The following is a 19208-nucleotide window of genomic DNA, read 5'->3' on the forward strand; positions in this document are numbered from 1 at the left end:
ACGCATACTGAACCCATAATAAGTAATACTAACATACATCTGTTTTTTATACAAGCATAATTTTAAAAAATGCCATGGGTTTTCCCATGGCATTTGCTGTTTAAAATCCAAAGTAACGGAACAGATCTCCAAGATCCCCGTTTCCATCAGAAAACGGGATCTGGCCTCTTCCTCCAAAGTCATACCAGTCCTGATAGCCTTCTCCATCCTGACTGTTATCAGATCCTTCTGTCTCTTCTTCCGAATCCTGTGTATCACTGTCATCCTGCGCACTGTTCTGATATCCCGGAAGGTCACTCTTTTTTCCAAGTTCTACTTCTATTACCTTTTCTTCATATCCATCTGAGCCAGAACGTTTTACAGTAACGGCTACCGTCTCGCCTGCTGCGTAATACTGCATCCGATCCAGGAGCTCGCTCTTGGAACTAATTCCTGTCTTGTCCAGCTTGACAATGATATCACCTTCACGAATTCCTGCCTTTTCTGCGGCACTGCCTTCTGTCAGTTCATATACAAAGGCACCAGTCGGAATGTTGTATATCTGTCTCGCTTCCTCAGATACATCTACCGGAACCAGTCCCAATGCTCCGGCATCTTCTGCACGGACTTTTGTTCTGGTCACCTGATTCATCAGATCTTCGATAATTGGCTTGGCTGTATTGACCGGGATGGCATATCCCATGCCTTCCACTCCGGTCTCTGCTGCCTTTGCTGAATTGATACCGATCAGTTCTCCCTTTAAATTCAGGAGTGCACCACCGCTGTTGCCAAAATTAATGGCTGCATCTGTCTGTATCATAGGATTTGTTACTACTCCATTATTAGTAGAAACAGAAATCTCCCGGTTCAGGGCACTGATAATGCCAAAGGTTACTGACTGTCCATATCCTAACGCATTGCCAATGGCTACTGCATATTCTCCCACCTCAGTTTGATCGGAATCTCCCATCTGTGCTACTTTGATCTTTCCTGCCACATCCTCGCTGATGTCACTTAAATTCACTGCTATCACAGCCAGGTCCCATGTCGAATCAGTCCCCTTCACCTGAGCAGGAACTAATTTATCCTTATCCTCCGCATCAACAGTAAAGCATACGGTAAGTTCCTCGGCACCTTCTACCACATGCTGGTTGGTAGCAATCAGCAGTTCACTGTCATTTTTTCCTACAATGATACCAGATCCAGTGCTCTCACTGTCCATCTGATATTCTGTTCCGTAGTAGCTGATTGTCTCTACTCCGGCATTGGTAATCGCTACAATGGATGGCATAACATTCTCTGCTACAGCGGAGATATCAGGCAGGCTCTGCTGATCTTTTTCCTCCAGCAGTTCAGTCGTTCCAATCAGATTTCCAATTTTCTGATCTGAAGCATTTTCTTTCTGTGCTTCACTCTCTGTTTCCGTCTCAGTCTCCTCTGTATCCATTTCTTCCTTCTCTCTCTTAGAGAAATCAGATCCTATCTTAATCCGTTCACTTTCTGTTGCTTCCTGTGCAGCTACACTCATGCTGCCTGCGGATACACTCATAATGCAGGCTGCCATGGCCAGTGCCGCAAGGCTGCGCCAGTAATTTTTTCTGTGCATCTTCCCATCCCCCTGTTTTTATAATTTAAATATTTTAACAGATATTTGTGTTCAATCTGTGATGTCCTTCAAATTCTTTTTTCCCAATAACTTTTATCCGAAGTAAACTTCAGCACCAGCTTTTGGGGAAGATGACGATAACTTTTTCCAGCACGATATCCCAGATATTTCCATCCACTCTGCCAGATTAGCTTAGGAAGTAAATAATAATATCGTTTTTTCATCAGATATCCGGCCGTTTTTTTCACCAGCCGCATTCCTTCCCCTTCTGAAGCAATTCCCTGAAATATTTCCGGATGATCTGTCTGAGAAACTGCCAGATCAAAATTCCTGTGAAACTGTTCCATTGCCGTGTAATTATGGGAATGAATCACCCTCGCATCCGCTGCATAAGCCACCTTATATCCCTTTTGAATCATGGTACCGGCACAGATCATATCTTCATTAAAAATCGTATGACGGACAAACCCACCTACAGATAGATAAATATTTCTCCGATACATCGCACACACATCCGAACAGAAAAATGTCTTAATTCCCATCTGAGGGATATCTTCTGCCGTTTTGATCAGACTGTTTTCTCCATAGTTGAACTCTCTGGTATAACGCTCTATAATACCACAATCAGCTGTCGGAAGTTGTCTTGCATAAGCCGCACCAATCATTGGATCCTGTGTCATGATTGTCAGCAGTCGCTCAATCAGATATTGATCTGCAGGCATAGCATCCTGTGTCATAAACATCAGGTATTCTGCCTGTGATTTTCCAGCTGCCCATGCCCGTGTGCCGCCATGGTCAAACTCTTCTTTTCTGATATGATACAACTCCATTTTCATACCAGCCAGTGTTCCGAATACAAATGGTGATTTATCGAACTCAGCCTGTTCCCACAGTACCTCTTCGGTGTTAATCACAAGAATTCTCTGTGGTTTCACTGTCTGACGCTGAAGCCGGCTGATCAGTTTTTCAAATGTTGCATCCGGTTTATATGTGGGAATGATGATATCAATACTATATTCCATATTTTTCCCTTTCCTGTTTTTTACAGACCGAACCAAACAGGGGGACTGCCTTTACAGTCCCCCAAAATCTACTTTATGAAATACCTGTACGATAAGCAATTTCGTCACTTATGCCCTGTACTGTATCAGATGGTGTATAGTCTTCATTTGCAAATAAGAACTGATGCAGTTCTGTAACATTCTGTGCAAGATTTACCGGAATAACGCAGTCACCTGCATCTACATCGCCTGTCTGTTTTTCAAATGGGAATCCCGTAGTATCTGTCAGACTGTAAGAAGCCACATCCTTTGCAAGATTCAGGATCTCAGTTGTGGAAAGACTGGTAGATACCTGACCCATAACATCCTTAACGATATTGGTAATTGTGATTGGATCCATCTTCTTCACTTTTTCCAGGATCTGTTCCAGTACCTTTCTCTGTCTGTAAGTACGTTCATAATCCAGGCCTTCATGTTCGGAGTCAATCGCCTCAGTATAACGGATACGGCAATAGGATAATGCCTGAAGTCCGTTCAGTGTCTGCATCCCTGCTGATGTTACCGGTACGATTTCCAGGCCGGTAATCTCAGAGCCTTCATTCTGATAACCGTTCAGGAAATTGATCTCATCTTCACGAACATCAATATCCACACCGCCGATATCATTTACTACTTCTGCAACCACATTCATGTTAACCGTCAGGAAGTCTGAAATATCCAGATCCAGGTTCTCGTTCAGCATCTGAATAGAACGTTCTACTCCATAAATACCATAAACATCTGTGGCCTTACGGAAATTGTAAGATCCATCGCCGGTTTCCAGATAAGTATCACGATATACAGATGCCAGTTTTACTTCTTTGGTATCCTTGTTAATGCTGCATACCATGATCGTATCACTCTGGCCCACATCCAGGTTCTCACGGGAGTCTACACCATACAGTGCAATATTCCAATACCCCTGCAGAGCCTTGGCCGTATATTCCGGGAGCTGTTCCTGTACCTTCTGTTTGATCTCATCATCTTTCAGCTGTACACGCTGCACCTTGGAAAGTGTTGCCGCTGCATATAATCCAACAGCCAGTACAAGCAATAACAGTATCTCAAACACGAATAATACTTTACGTTTCTTTTTCTTCTTTTTCTTTTTATCATTCGCTTCCGCCATCTCTGCCTGATAAGGAACACCATATCCCTGCTGGCCTCTTGCATTCTGATAATATCTTTGCTGTCCATATGGATTCTGTTGATAATACTGCTGTTGTCCGTTTGGATTCTGTCTGTAGTACTGCTGTTGTCCGTTCGGATTCTGCTGATAGTACTGTTGTCCGTTCGGATTCTGCTGGTAATACTGCTGTCCATTCGGATTCTGCTGATAATACTGCTGTCCGTTCGGATTCTGCTGATAATACTGCTGTCCGTTCGGATTCTGCTGGTAATACTGCTGTCCGTTCGGATTCTGCTGGTAATACTGTTGTCCGTTCGGATTCTGCTGATAATACTGCTGTCCATTTGGATTCTGCTGATTTGTCTGCGTAGTATGGCCGGCTTCTCTTCCGGCTCTTCTGTTCTCGCGCTCGTCTCTGCTTCTTGCCATAATGTTCCCCTTTTTCTCCTGTTGTCTAATATGCATTTTTATTTATAAATCCTTTAAAAACCGTCAGGAACAGGATCTTGATATCCAGTCCCATGGTCCAGTTCTCAATATAATAGAGGTCACAGTCAATTCTCTTACGGATCGAAGTATCCCCCCGGTATCCATTCACCTGTGCCCAGCCTGTCATTCCAGGCCTTACCTGATGTTTTACCATATAGCGCGGGATCTCTTCTCTGAACTTTTCCACAAATTGTGGACGTTCCGGTCTTGGACCAATCAGGCTCATTTCACCTTTTAAAACATTAAAAAGCTGTGGGAGTTCATCGATGCTGGTTCTTCTCATAAACTTTCCAACTCCGGTTACTCTGACATCGTTCTTTGTGGTCCAGCCTGCCTTTTCCCCGCTTTTGCTCTGTACCTGCATGGAACGGAACTTATACATTACAAATGGCTGATTGTGCAGACCCACCCTCTCCTGTCTGAAGATTACCGGTCCCGGTGAAGTCAGCTTTACCAGAAGCGCCGCCAGAAGCATGATCGGTGAAAACAGCACAATACACACCAGTGATCCAACAATATCCACTGTCCTCTTTGCCATTGCATTGAATGTATTGGATAATGGTACATACCGGATATTGATTACCGGTAGTCCCATCAGGTCCTCCGTATAAGGTCTGGTTGGTATGATATTGCCATAGTCAGGAATTAACTTAGTATGCACCCCCGACTTCTCACAGACCGCAACAATATGCGCCAGTTTATAATACTCACTTAAACTCAGCGCAATGATAATCTCGTCCAGCTGATGTTCCTTCAGAATATCCTCCAGATCTTCCGTCCGTCCGATCATCTGTATCCCACGGTAGGTGGCTGTACGTTCCATATTGTCATCTAAAATTCCAAATACATGGTAACCCCATTCCGGATTATCCATAATACGGTCAATATATCCTTTGCCAGCCGCTCCCATACCAACCAGAAGAATATGCTTCAAATTCATTCCTCTGCGCCGGATCTTGCGTAGTCCCCAACGGATAATGACCCTCTCCAGTGTTTCAAAACAAATATTAAATCCAAAAAAGATAAAGATCAGCTGTCTGGAGAACTCATGCTGCTTTACCAATGTAACGGCTGCCATAAAAATCAGCATGCCGAACAGATTTGCTTTTAGTATATTGCTTAATTCTAATCTGCGCCCCTGTACCCGCTTTGGTGTATACAGGTTGAATGCGGAATTCAGTAAAAGCATCCCCGGGATCAGCGGTATCAGAACCATCATGTACATCTCTGCCGGAAGTACACCGATTTCTTCCCCGGTTATAACCTTAATCTGAATAAACCACGCCAGCATATAGGAGCCGGCTGTAATCAGGGCATCAATCAGAACATGCAGTCGATTAAAATACTGCTGGTTATCCTTTATCAATGTATTTCACCCCTCATAAGCTACGTACCTTTACATCATACATGACGAATCTGAAAATTGCAATAATTCTTTCAATTTTATTACAATTTTATTTATTTTTTCTTAATAAGCCAAATGTATTTTGCCATAATGTCAGCTGTATTTTACAACATCTGTCAAAATTTTCCGGTACAAGTGTAAACTTTTCCCCTTTTCTGCTTAGCAGTACGCCTTTCCACAGGCCAGCAAGGTAAATATGTCCCAGACCCTTGGGTATAAAATAGAGTGTCTTTATCAGACATCCGGCGAACAGAAATGGCAGGTTAATGAGAATCTGCCATCTTGCCATATTCTTATAGATCAGATAAATATTATTTCTGGATGCATGAGACACTTTGAAAGTATTGTGTCTGGATCCTGTAGCTGCGCTGCCTTTGTGGTAAACTACCGCCTGAGGCTCATACCAGTTTTCATAGCCACAGATCTGTGCCCGATACCCCACATCCACATCTTCCAGATAAGCAAAATGCGCTTCATCAAATAATCCAATCTGGTCAAACACTTCTCTTCGATAAAGAACCGCACCTCCGCAGGCTGAAAAGATCTTTGCCGGTTCAGAAAACTTATCTGCCGGGCAGTCTTTTCCTCTTGTGTAAGCCCATCCAAGCGCGCAGTATTGATCGCCTGCATTATCAATGCGATCCGGATGATCCATCTGAAGCATTTTTGCCTGACAGGAAAACAGCTTTTCATTCTTACCTGCACGCAATAACAGATATCGGACAAAATCTCGATCTGCACGGATATCATTGTTCAGCAATATCACATATTTTGTTTGTGCCGCACGAATTCCTTCGTTTACTGCTCTGCAAAATCCGTAATTCTGTTCCAACGAGATCAGTTTCACCCATGGATACTGCTCTGCCACACATTCTCTGCTTCCATCTTCCGATGCATTATCTACTACAATCACCGGCACCTGCCCCACACTCTGATCTTTCAGACTGTCCAGGCACTGGCTGATGTATTCTTTTCCATTCCAGTTTGGTATAATTACCGTTACTTCCATATATTTTCTATACTCCGGTTTTATTTGCGAAGAGAAAAATTATGCTTTGCCAGGGTCAGATTCTGATTATAGCACGGATCTCCTGCTGCCAGAAAATCTGCCCATTTCTCCTGGGTATATTTTACTTCCCTTGCATGTCGTTCTTTTTTCTCATCATTGACGCCTCTGGACTTTGATTCATAATGATACAATTCTGCATATGGATCAAATACGATCAAATACCCGGCTGTCACAATCTTCAGTCCCAGATCTACATCGTTAAACGCAACAGTCAGTTTTTCTTCCAGTCCATGGACTTCCTCATATACAGATCTCTTTACCATAGCACAGGCTGCTGTCACACCACTCATATCCACCTGAATGGATGCCCGGTGCATATATCCCGACTTCTTCCGGTCCATATTGACAAATGCATGATCTGCCATACCGCCCATTCCGATGATCGTTCCTGCTGACTGAATGGTGTTATCCGGGAAATAGAGCTTGGCTCCCACCATCCCCACTTCCGGTCTCTGGCAATGAGACAGCAGTTCTTTCATCCATCCCTTTGTAATCACTTCCGTATCATTATTCAGAAGCAGCAGATATTCTCCTTTTGCCTGTGTTGCACCAAAATTATTAATAGCAGAATAATTAAATTCCTTATCCCAGTAAAGCACACGAACATGATGTCTGCCATCAATTTTTTTATAAAACTCAAACGTTTCTTTTTCTGTACTGTTATTCTCGATAATCAGGATTTCATAATTTGTGTATTCTGTCTTTTCCCAGATAGACTTCAGACATTTTTTCAGTGTCTGCAGCTGATCCTTGTTCGGGATCAGGATCGACACCATCGGACTGCCAATCACCGGATACTTCACCCGATAGTATCCCAGATCGCAGGTTTCTTCTACTTCTGCCTGAAACCCCAGTCTCTGAAGATGGGCTTCTACTGCTCGCCTGCCTGCATGAAATGCATAAATCTTACTTTCCGGATTATCTGAAGTAGATTTTTCATGCGTCCGCCAGTGATATAATACTTTGTGCACATGAGCAATCTTCTCTGCCTCTTCTGTACATCTCAGAATAAAATCATAGTCCTGAGCTCCATCAAATTCCTTGCGGAATCCACCAACTTTTTCCATTAAAATACGCCGCACTACGAACAAATGACAGATATAGTTATTGGAACGAAGCAGATCCAGATTAAAATCCGGCTTCATATTTGGTGTCAGATGTTTTGTTCCCTTGCTGTTGATTTTGTCCTCATCTGTATAGACTACATCTACCCGGTCATCTTCACAGATCTTCCCTGCCACTTCATACAGTGCGTTTGGTTCCAGGGTATCATCATGATCCAGAAGTCCCACAAAATCACCTGTTGCCATCTCCATGGCTGCATTGGAGTTCTCTGCGATACTTTTATTTTCTTTCAGGATCTCATAACGAATTCTGGAATCTTTTAACTGGTACTCCCGGATCACAGAAGTCAGCTCCGTATCTCCATCCGGAATCTTCATCAGAGCTTCTCTTGTTTTTCTGCCCTTTATCTTTTTAAGATCCTGACGAAGCTGTTCGCCTTTTGGACTGGCATCTGCCAGACATAGTTCCCAGTTTCCGTAAGTCTGATTCACAACTGATTCAATCATTTCCCGCAGATAGATCTCCGGTGTACGATATACCGGCACAACGATACTGATGAGCGGTCCATGCTCCGGCGGATTCTTTCTCTGCTCCTGCAGTTCTTTTTCTGTTGCCTTATTTAACCCAAACCAGGTCTCGTAATCAATGTCCTCCTGCTGAAACCGTTCTGTCAGACGAATCAGAAACTGCTTCATGCCATGTCGCTTCAGATAACGGTATCCTTTTTTGATATAGGCGGGAGAAATCGATGTGATCATTTTTCCCCATTGTGTACCATATTCTTTTCTTGCCATGTATGCCCCCGATACTTATATTTCCTGGTAGCCTGGGAATTTCAGGACAAGCTCCGCCACCTGCTCTGCCTGCGCCAGATCCAGATTATAATACATTGGCAGTCGTACCAGTCTTTCGCTTTCTCTGGTCGTATAGCGGTCCTCCCCATGAAATCGTCCAAACTTCTGACCAGCTGTTGCTGTATGAAGCGGAATGTAATGGAAGACACACTGCACTCCATTCTCTTTCATATAACGGATAAACGCTGTTCTGGTCTCCAGATTCTTCAACTTCAAATAATACATATGTGCATTATGTACTGCATAATCTGGAACAAATGGACGTTCTACCAGATGTTTTTCTTCCAGAGATGCAAATGCCTCATTATACAGATTCCAGATGGCCATACGTTTGTCGTTAATTTCCTTAAACAGTTCCAGCTGTGCATACAGATAAGCTGCGTTCAGGTCGCTTGGGAGGTAAGAAGATCCATAATCCACCCAGGTATACTTGTCTACCTGACCACGGAAAAACTTACTTCTGTCAGTTCCTTTTTCTCGCAGGATCTCTGCTTTTTCCTGATATTTATCTTCCTGGAATAACAGAGCGCCTCCCTCTCCCATGGTGTAATTCTTTGTCTCATGAAAGCTGTAACATCCAAAATCGCCAATGGTTCCCAGAGCTTTTCCTTTATACCATGCATTCACTCCCTGAGCTGCGTCTTCGACTACCAGTAAATTATGTTTTCTGGCAATCGCCATGATCTCATCCATCGCGCAGGCAACACCGGCATAATGTACCGGTACAATTGCTCTGGTCTTTTCTGTAATGGCTTCTTCTATCAGATTCTCATCCAGATTCATAGTCTTTGGATTAATATCAACGAACACGATTTTTGCGCCACGTAATACAAATGCATCGGCAGTAGATACAAAGGTATAGGCTGGCATAATTACTTCATCTCCTGGCTGGATATCACACAGATATGCTGCCATCTCCAGCGCATGAGTGCAGGATGTAGTCAGCAGACAGTGCTGGCTCTCAAAATGTTCTTTCATCCACTGGGAACATTTTTTTGTAAAAGGTCCGTCTCCGCAAAGTTTTCCATTTGCAATGGCCTGCTGCATATATTCTGTTTCTTTACCTGTAAAAGGTGCCACATTAAAATCGATCATTTCTTTCTCCTTATGTTCTCCCGTTTTTTTATCATAATTACCACACTGATAAATACCAATGTGCTGATTACACTTACTACTCCCCCCAGTCGAAGCAGCGGTGCGGTAAATTTTACCGTCATATTATATTCTCCTGCTGCCACTGGAAAACTGATAAATCCATAATCTCCATTGGACAGTTCCTGCTTTTCCCCATTCAGAGTTACACTCCAGCCATTCTCATTCGGAACTGCCAGCATCACATAACCATCTTCTTTAGCTCTGATATGACCATTCAGAAGACTGTCTTTTTTCGGTGCTTCCACGGTAATCTCTGCCTGATCAGAAAATGCCGGTTCTTTTTCCGTGCCATATACCTGCACATCACTAATCTGGATATAACCAGTCGGATTCTCCACTGTCAGTGTTACCTTCTGTGCATCTTCTGGAAGCTCGATATGCATCTTCCGTTCAGTCTCCCAATTATGTACATAGTCATGACTGTATCCGTCATTGATCTGTACGGTTACAACGGTACGTTTTTCAGCCAGCATCGTGAACTCCAGGATTGCAGATTCATAAGCTGCCCGTTTTTGCGTATCCAGATTCAGTTCTACTACAAACGGAACCGTTTTGGTGTCATCCTGCGCATCTGTCTCATAGACTTTCCTGCTGTCATCTGTCAGTATACCACTGATTTCTTTCTTTTCATATGCTTTTATTTCAGAATCTGTTAATGTTTTCTCATTCTCATCTTCCAGAATCAGAGTATCCGTCAGCAGGGCTCTGGTATTCAGATTGTCCTGATTGGCTTCATACTGTTCCTGAGTCATAGTCTGTGTGAAGAATTTGCCAAGTGACTGTGTTCTGCTATTCTGGTATATATATACAGCGCCCTCCTGATGGATCAGCTCGTAACCATCTACATCCATATCTCCAGACTTAGATAAAATATATTTGACATCCGTCAGTCCGGCAAATGTGCTGTCCCACAGAGCATTCATGAACTGAATATGATTCACATCCCTTTCATGATTCAGCTGTGGCCAGATCTGTGCTACAAATTCTTTAATATCAGCATTCTGATTGGAATTGTAAGCACTGATGCCACGATAATCCTGCGCCAGAGAATCAAAACAGCTGGATGCGGTAAAATAATCTTTTTCTACGCGATAGAAAGTATCATCATTGGCTTCCAGCCAGTCCAGTGCTGCATTGACATCAGAGTGATAGGTCTCTGAAAAATATTCCGGATGATTCTTTGGCAGTGCCACACGATCATTATAACACAGATAAGAGTCTGACACGATATTGATCGTCACGATCAGCAGCAACAAAGTATAACAGGTCCTGCCATCCAGGAATTTATTCTTACAGTACATCCATAACAGAGCTGCCATCCCAAGTCCGGTCAGCCATAAAATCATAGCATTATCTTTGAACTGCTGTTCCGGCAGGATACGGTAAGCCTTCATATAAACTGCAGTAATCATCAGTACGGAAATGATCAGTGCCGGCATATTTAACTGTTTTTCCTTCAAGATCCGATCCAGCACCAGACATATCATCACAGCAAACACCGGCATCAGAACAAATGTGTGACGGAAAAACGGGCCGTACAATCCATTAAATAAAGTGGTCACGTTCGTAATCACTACACTTGCTGTACACAGGATCACGCAGAGATACTGCATACATTTACTGCGTCTGCTGCCCTTCTGTTTTGGAATGCATACCAGATACTGAATCAGTAAAATAACAAATAAGGTAGAAAAGAACAGTTCCGGATCTTCATAAAAATTCCGTGATCCCACATATGTCTCATTTCCGTTTCCCTGAATACAGCTGGAAAACAGACGGTAAATAACAGACTTATTAATTCCCGTACTCCACAGCCTGATGTGGAAAAGACGTTCCACCAGAGACTGCTTTGCTGCCATACGCTCGCTGGAACCAACCTGTGCTGCTGCAGATGGGAAAAAACGCCATGCAGACATCAGAACTCCCAGAATCATCGCTCCTGCTCCGGCAAAGAATGCCTTTCCTCTTTCCCGGATCGTCTCCTTCTCCTGCATAAGAATACGAATACAGATATAGGCTCCGCCGCCGAACATACACATATAGCCCTGATAAAAACTGCTAAGCATAGCCAGACAACTGATCAGACAAAGTCCGATGCTGAACTTTTTCTTTTTTACAACACGTTCTGCAAAAATCAGGATCGCAGGGAAATATACTACAGAACTTCCCAGTGCATAATGCTGTCCCCACACCATCATGTAACTGTTGAATGCATAGATCACGGTAGCAATCAGCTTGGACTTCTCACTGAAATCAAATTCTGACAGATACCAGTAGCACAGAGTTGCCGCTACAAAAATACGGAAAATCTCCATCCACACCATATACCAGGTGATATGCTCCGGTCCGAAGATCACCCCCAGAATATAGATCGGAATCAGGAACGGCTCTGTCAGGTGATGTCCCATGGTATTCATGCCGAACCCGTTTCGGAAATCCCACGGAGAAAAATTGCCATCCCGCAGGCTGTTTACAATTCCGTTATACCACATAATATACTGATCTTTTCCATCGGTACCCACATCGTAAAAAGCAATGGTATAATTGCCGATGACGTACATATGGAAAATATAGAGGCAACCCAGTCCCACCAAAAACCACATCAGCAGAATGGTATTGCGATTGATTCTTTCATTTTTCATCTGATACTTCTCCTCCGATTTTATCTTTTCAGGGAAAAATCTGGTTTTTCCAGCGTAAGACTGGCATTATAAAATGGATCTCCCCTGTGAAGTTCCTCTTTCCATGTCTGACAGAAATACTCTGCCTCACGCTTTACACGTTCTGCTTTCTCTGTGTTCATTTCAAATCCCCTGGTCTGAGACTCGTAATGATACATCTGTGCAGCCGGATCATACAGTATCGTCCAGCCTGCTTTTCTCAGCTTCATGCAAAGATCAATGTCATTATAAGCTACTCCCAGCTTTTCTGTAAATCCCCCGATTTGTTCAAATGCCCTGCGGTCCACCAACATACAGGCAGCCGTCACAGCTGACATCTGCCGAATCACCTTCGCGTAACGCAGGTTCTCATATTCTGTCTGCGACATACCTTCAAAGGCATGTCCCGCAATTCCTCCGTATCCAAGCACTACACCTGCATGCTGGATGGTCAGATCGCCATAAAAAAGTCTTGCTCCTACTGCACCGGCTTTTTCTCTCTGTATACAATCCATCAGTTCCCACAATGCTCCCGGTTCTTTTATTTTAGTATCGTTATTCAGAAACAACAGATACTCTCCATGTGCTTTTTTCACCGCGTCATTGTTGATTGCTGAATAATTAAAAACACCACTCCAGTTTAACAGCTGGATTCTTTCATCCGCCTTCTTCATTTCTTCATATCCCTGAAAGGTGGCCTCCTCCTCACTGTTGTTTTCCACAATCAGGATCTCCAGGGATTCATATTCCCCCTGATCCAGAAGACTCTTCACGCAGAGTCTCAGGTCTTCGATATGATCTTTATTGGGAATAATCACAGACAAAAGCGGATTTCTCTTTCGGCCATCTATTGGGGGAACTGATGACAGCTCTGCCATCTCCGTTTCCAGTATTTCATTGACGTGATACAGTAATGCCGGCAGATGAATCACATCTTTAGCTGACTGAACTGCCTGATTTAGAAGCGCCCTCCAAAATTTTTCCGTTCCTGCCAGAATAAAATCCGGTTCCTGCACCAAAAGCCATCTCTCCAGTGCCTCTGCTATCGTCCGCTCCACCAGAAGCACACTTCCCATATAATTCTGCTGCTTCTGCCATACCGGATCATAATCCGGCTTGCAAAACGGATTTTTCAGATGTCCATCTGTTCCGGCCACATCATGATCCGTATACAGTACCGCAGATCTTTTCTGTTTTGCAGCTTCTTTTGTCATCTCATAGACTGCCTCCGGGCGAAGCTGCGTTCCTTCACGGATCAGCAGAACATATTCTGCCTTCTTCCATCCGACAGCTTCCGTCTGCTGCTGCAGCTCTCTGGCTGTAAAAATCGGGAATCTGCCTGCGCTCTGACACATCAGACTCTCCAGAGTCGAACTGCCCGGTCCGGCTGCCGGAAACAGCCATATTGCCACTTTCACTGGATGCTCTGCTACCGCTTTTTTCTGTCTTTCCAGTTCTTTTTCATCTGCCACATGCCCTTTCAGCCATGCCTCATAGGAAACTTCTCTGGACAGAACGGCTTTTCGTCCCGCCCGGCAGATTGTCTTACGCACACCGTTTCGTTTCAGATATGCGATTCCTTTATCCAGTTTTTTCTTCAGATCTGACATCGTAACGCCTGCGCTCCTTTTGTTGATTATTATTTTCTCTCTGCTGCCGGCGGAATTCGGAAGGTACAGTTCCAGGTGGTACGAGAAAGATTCACATTATAATATGGATCTCCTTTTTCCAGTATTTCCTTCCACCGTCCACGAAAATAAGCCACCTCACGGTCATAGCGTGCTTTTTTCTCCGGTGTGTCCTCCAGTCCTCTGGATTTAGATTCATAGTGATACAGCTCTGCCTCCGGCTGAAATACAACCATTTCTCCGGCTTCCTGAACTTTCATACAAAAGTCTACATCATTCAGGGCTACCTGTAGTTTTTCTTCAAATCCGCCTACTTTGCGGAATATTTCAGCTGATGCCATCATACAGGCTGCTGTTACCGCACTTAAGTTCTGCATGGTACAGGCTCTTCCCATGTATCCACTGATATTGCCAGGCTCTTTCACAAACAGATGTCCTGCAATATTGCTCAGTCCCAGAATCACCCCTGCATGTTGGATGGTATCATCCGGGTAATAAAGCTTTGCCCCTACTACTCCTACTTTTTTCTGCTGGCATACAGACAACATCTCCTGGATCCAGTCCGGTGTGAGGATTTCGGTATCATTATTTAAGAAAATCAGATACTCTCCTTCTGCCTGCTTTGCTGCGAAATTGTTAATAGCAGAATAATTAAATTCCTTCTCCCACTTCAGAAGTTTTACCTTTCTGTATCTTTGCAGCATCTTCTCATACCAGGCAAAGGTCTGTGGCTGACGGCTGTTATTTTCCACTACCAGCACTTCATAATTGGTATAGGTAGTCTTTTTCTGTATGGATCTGAGGCACTGCTCCAGATCTGCAATATGATCCTGATTCGGAATAATCACAGATACTTTTGGACTTCCTTTTACCTGCCATTTCACCCGGTAGCGCAGTGGATAATTGGCCCAGGTCACCTGTGCCTGGATCTGTGCTGAAGCGTAATAACTTTCCAGTACCCGTTTTCCATCATCCCATTTTCTGCACAACTCCTGTCTGCCTTTCAGATCTCTCTCCATCGGGCAGCTCTCATGATACAGAATTTCGCTGATATGGGATATCTGATCTGTTTTCTCTCTGCAGCGCAGGATCAGATCATACAGTGGCTGACTGCCATATCCTTCCCGGATACCTCCCACCTCTTCTGCCAGTTTGTCATGGATCCAGATACTGTTTCCAATATAGTTGCCACTTTGCAGGGTATATGGGCTGTCATCCGGCTTAAATTGTGGTTCAAAAATGGTGTGTGTCTCAAAATCTATTTTATCTGAATCTGAATAGATCAGTTTTACTTTCGTTTCCCGGTTGATTTTCTGACAGATCTGGTAAAATGCCCCCGGTTCCAGAATATCTCCCGGTTCCATAAACAGCAGCCAGTCTCCTTTTCCCTGCTTTCTTCCGGCTTCCATACGGGCTCCCAGATCCGCATCTGCTTCTACTGCGATTCCCCGTACTTTTTCATCCTCTTTTTTCAGCTTCTTTTCACTGACCATCAGCACTTCCCAGTTTGCTACAGTCTGATGACGTATGCTTTCCAGGGTCTCTGCAGCTGCCTTTGTCTGTCCATCTCTTACTGGCAGGATCACACTGATCTTTGGATTCTCTGCGAAAACTGTTTTCTGCTGACTGATCCGCTGTTTTTCGGTAAACTGATGTGCCATTCTCCAGGTATCAAAACGCTGGTTTTCCACCCGATAACTGTCGGACTCACCAAACAGCCCCATCTCATGAGGTGCAATATAGGATATGGTATCTTTTGCTCCCCGAAGATCCATCAGTTTTTTTCCGATCCTGCTCTGCTTGATCCGCAGCTTTTCTACAGGTATCGGGAACTGCACCTCACTGCTGCCATCCCTGGCCACCAGTGTAAACTTTCGATTCTTCTGAACCGCTTCTGGCAGTCTGCATTCCAGATGAAACCCTGCTTTGCTGTTCTTGCCGCTAAGTTTGAACTGATCTACTACATCCCGGCGATACAAATATTCTGTCCTGACTGTCTCCAGTTCTCTGCCCTGCTCATCCAGTAATGCAAAGCTGACCTGTTTATCTGCCTTGCTGACCGCCCATCCGTTCACATGAATTCCATTCATGGCAATCTCAAAGGTATCTACAAATACTTCAATTCCTTTATTCGCCTGGGCATTTGCCAGGGCAACTGCCTTTCGGTTCGCCTCTTCCGCCTGGAAATTCACACATCCAGGTGAAATTTCTTCATACAAATACCGCAGCGGCACATGCTTTCCGGTAATATAATGCTGGAATGCTGCTTCCATATCTGTATACTGTGCGATCTCCTGTTCCGTCAGGCCTGCTCTTTTATACAACAATTCCTTATTTAGTGCTTTTCTCTCCACATTTCCATAGAGATAATTCTGAATAATTCGATAAATGACATAATTCACCGGTATCGGAAAGTCAAAAGACCATTCATAATCCATATGAACCCAGCCCTGCTCACAACAAATAGCGTTTCCGGCCACCATATCGATATCTGTGACTGCCCCGCAGGTCAGTCCCTCCGGCAGCAACACCGGCCCAAATACCTGCTCAAACTCTGGTGTCACATAGAATTTCTGGCTGCTGCCTGCCTGACGCACTGCCTGAATGTAACGCATCAGTTCTCTGATGGCATCTTCTGCCTTTCCTTCCAAAAGGAAATGATCCATCTTTTCTTCCAGCGTCTGACCTTTCAGAAAATCGATCTCAATTCTCTCATCTCCCATATGACAGGTATTCATGGTAATCCCCACATCTTTATAGACATCCGTCAGCTGTTCCATCCAGCTCGGCAGCTGATCTATATGTCTGCGTCCTTCCGGGTAACACGCTGCTTTCCCGACATGGCGGATGCCCTCTTCATCCTTCCAGATATCTGTACGGATGGCAAACGCTCTTGCCCGTTCATTGGAATATTTGGAAAAAATGGTTCGTGCCTGCGGTACCTGTTCTTTTTCTGCCCGGATAACAGCCAGAAAGGAATTCGAAAATACCGGGAACAATCCATCCTTAATAATCTGATCAAATGCCTTCATCTCATCAAAGAAAAGATATCTTTCCTGATCAAAATTACGCAGATTATCCCAAAGTTCTCCTACTTTTGGCAGATGTTCATCTGAATAAATCGTCATTGGCAGATGATAATCCGGATATGGATAATAAAACTCTATCTGTTCCAGTCCTGCCAAATGTATCACCTGTTCCATCTCCGGACGGGAAAATGTCTTCTTTCCGGCATTTTCCGCATATCCTTCTATGCCACGGAAGTATTCCTGAGAATAGGGTTCTCTGCACCCGGCAAAATATCGCAGCCCCAGACGGTTATCCGATGCCAGCACAATCTTTCCGCCCGGTGCCAGGTACTCCTTCACACTTTTCAGTAATTCCGCCCATGGATCTGCTCCATCGATCCAGCTTGCAGCTTCCCCCCATGCATCCATCAAAAAAATCCAGTCATATGTTTTTTTCAGATGTGGAGATATTTCCATCCAGTTCCCCTGACAGATCTCGATTCCTTCCCTGTTTCGATTGCGCTGTGCATTGATCTTATTTTTTATCGGAGAAGGTTCCACACAGGTTACAAAGCCTGATTTTTCTGCCAGAACTGATGTAAGCGCTCCATAACCAGAGCCGATCTCCAGAACTTTTTCTCCCTGTGAAACAGGAAGCCACTCGATGGCATTTCCTCTTATATGGGACAGGGAAAACAAAATAGCCCAGTTTTTCTCCCGGGCAATTTTGGCATTATATTCATTTTCCTGACAGTTGGAAACAATCTCCTCTATTTTTCTTTCTTCTTCGGTTGCCTGCTCAGACGTCTGCAGACCATAAGCCGCATCTATGACTACCTTGCCAATCTTACTTCTCATTCTTTATTCTCCGCTGTCCTGTACTGTTATCTCTGAATCCATATCATAAAATCCAACGGTATTTTTATCGGATACCACAGAAATACTGCACACATCATATAGTCTGTGGTACACGTTGAATTCTCCATTCTCGTATCCGGTACAGCTGATAGACAAAAGGTACTCTCCGCCCTGCAGGTTCATGTTTTGGGTAAAGCTGACAATCTGGCTGTCTCCCTTTTTCTTCGGTTCAATCGTTACCCTTTCATACATGGTATTCGTACCGGTGATCTCGGTTCCTTTCAGATCCTTGATCGTGAACGTATAAATCGGTGCATTTACATCCTCATGGAAAACTACTTTATATTTAATGGTAAACGGTGTCATTTTTTCAATGGTATTTCCCGCCAGTCCATTTTCATCTTCTATGGTAAAATCCACGATTTCGGCTTCCTGCCCTCCATATTCCAATACATTGGGATTTCGGCTAAACGGACGCTCAAATACACCTTCTTTTTCTGTTCCTGCCGCCTTATTCTTTTCGCCATCCATCTGCACCAGTACTTTCTTGTACAGATTGATCATCTCTTTGGGATTGCCACTGTCCAGGATCACGCCCTTGTTCAATAGTATCACACGGTCGCAGTAACGACTGATACTGCCCAGATCATGACTGACAAACACAATGGTTTTTCCCATCTTCTTGAATTCTTCAAACTTTCTGTAACATTTAGACTGAAAAAATACATCTCCTACGGAAAGTGCCTCATCAACAATCAGGATCTCCGGGTCAATATTGATGGCTACTGCAAAGGCCAGACGGACAAACATTCCGCTGGAGTAAGTCTTCACCGGCTGATGCACAAACTCTCCGATATCAGCAAAAGAGAGAATAGCATCCAGTTTCTGGTCAATTTCCTCTCTGGAAAATCCAATCATGGTTCCATTCAGATAGATATTTTCCAGACCGGTATATTCCATATTGAATCCTGCTCCCAGCTCCAGCAGTGCGGAAATTCTTCCATCTACCTTTACCTCCCCTTCCGTAGGGTTCACCACTCCGGTGATGATCTTCAGTACCGTAGACTTTCCTGAACCATTGGTTCCAATAATTCCTACACATTCTCCCTTTTGAATCTGGAAGTTCACATCATGCAGTGCATAGTGTTCTTTTACATTCACCTTTCTTCCCAGTGCTTCTTTCAGCCGGTCAGATGGCTTTTCATATAATTTATATCGTTTGCTCAGGTGTTCCACCGAAATGGCCACATCACTCATATCTTT

General features: G+C 44.0%; 11 protein-coding genes. All 11 read right to left on the minus strand.

The window, feature by feature from the left end:
- Positions 1-100: 100 nt before the first annotated feature.
- The gene (locus OCV47_RS05250) at positions 101-1585 is read right to left on the minus strand and encodes a S1C family serine protease (protein WP_262654204.1); all 1485 of its coding nucleotides are present in this window, start codon (positions 1583-1585) and stop codon (positions 101-103) included.
- A gap of 68 nt (positions 1586-1653) precedes the next feature.
- Positions 1654-2607, minus strand: coding sequence for a glycosyltransferase family 2 protein (locus OCV47_RS05255; protein WP_262654206.1), 954 nt, complete (start codon positions 2605-2607; stop codon positions 1654-1656).
- A gap of 73 nt (positions 2608-2680) precedes the next feature.
- On the minus strand, positions 2681-4183 hold the full coding sequence (locus OCV47_RS05260) for an LCP family protein (RefSeq protein ID WP_262654207.1): 1503 nt from the start codon (positions 4181-4183) through the stop codon (positions 2681-2683).
- A 25-nt stretch (positions 4184-4208) separates the two neighbouring features.
- Complete coding sequence (locus OCV47_RS05265; RefSeq protein ID WP_262654209.1) at positions 4209-5609, minus strand: undecaprenyl-phosphate glucose phosphotransferase; 1401 nt, start codon at positions 5607-5609, stop codon at positions 4209-4211.
- A gap of 88 nt (positions 5610-5697) precedes the next feature.
- Complete coding sequence (locus OCV47_RS05270) at positions 5698-6657, minus strand: glycosyltransferase family 2 protein (RefSeq protein WP_117447812.1); 960 nt, start codon at positions 6655-6657, stop codon at positions 5698-5700.
- Positions 6658-6677: 20 nt separating this feature from the next.
- Positions 6678-8576, minus strand: coding sequence for a glycosyltransferase family 2 protein (locus tag OCV47_RS05275; protein ID WP_262654211.1), 1899 nt, complete (start codon positions 8574-8576; stop codon positions 6678-6680).
- A 15-nt stretch (positions 8577-8591) separates the two neighbouring features.
- Positions 8592-9731 (minus strand): dTDP-4-amino-4,6-dideoxygalactose transaminase, encoded by a 1140-nt coding sequence (gene rffA, locus OCV47_RS05280; RefSeq protein WP_262654212.1) that lies wholly within the window; start codon positions 9729-9731, stop codon positions 8592-8594.
- Positions 9728-12433 (minus strand): YfhO family protein, encoded by a 2706-nt coding sequence (locus OCV47_RS05285; protein ID WP_262654213.1) that lies wholly within the window; start codon positions 12431-12433, stop codon positions 9728-9730. Before OCV47_RS05285 ends, rffA begins: the two co-directional genes overlap by 4 nt.
- 20 nt (positions 12434-12453) lie before the next feature.
- Complete coding sequence (locus tag OCV47_RS05290; protein WP_262654214.1) at positions 12454-14061, minus strand: glycosyltransferase family 2 protein; 1608 nt, start codon at positions 14059-14061, stop codon at positions 12454-12456.
- Positions 14062-14090: 29 nt separating this feature from the next.
- Positions 14091-17945 carry a glycosyltransferase gene (locus tag OCV47_RS05295; protein WP_262654215.1) on the minus strand — a complete coding sequence of 1285 codons (3855 nt, stop codon included), beginning with the start codon at positions 17943-17945 and terminating at the stop codon, positions 14091-14093.
- Between the two features lie 3 nt (positions 17946-17948).
- Complete coding sequence (locus OCV47_RS05300; RefSeq protein ID WP_117447803.1) at positions 17949-19202, minus strand: ABC transporter ATP-binding protein; 1254 nt, start codon at positions 19200-19202, stop codon at positions 17949-17951.
- Positions 19203-19208 lie beyond the last annotated feature (6 nt).

Source organism: Muricoprocola aceti (genome assembly GCF_025567005.1).
In the GTDB taxonomy this organism is placed as follows: domain Bacteria; phylum Bacillota; class Clostridia; order Lachnospirales; family Lachnospiraceae; genus Marvinbryantia; species Marvinbryantia aceti.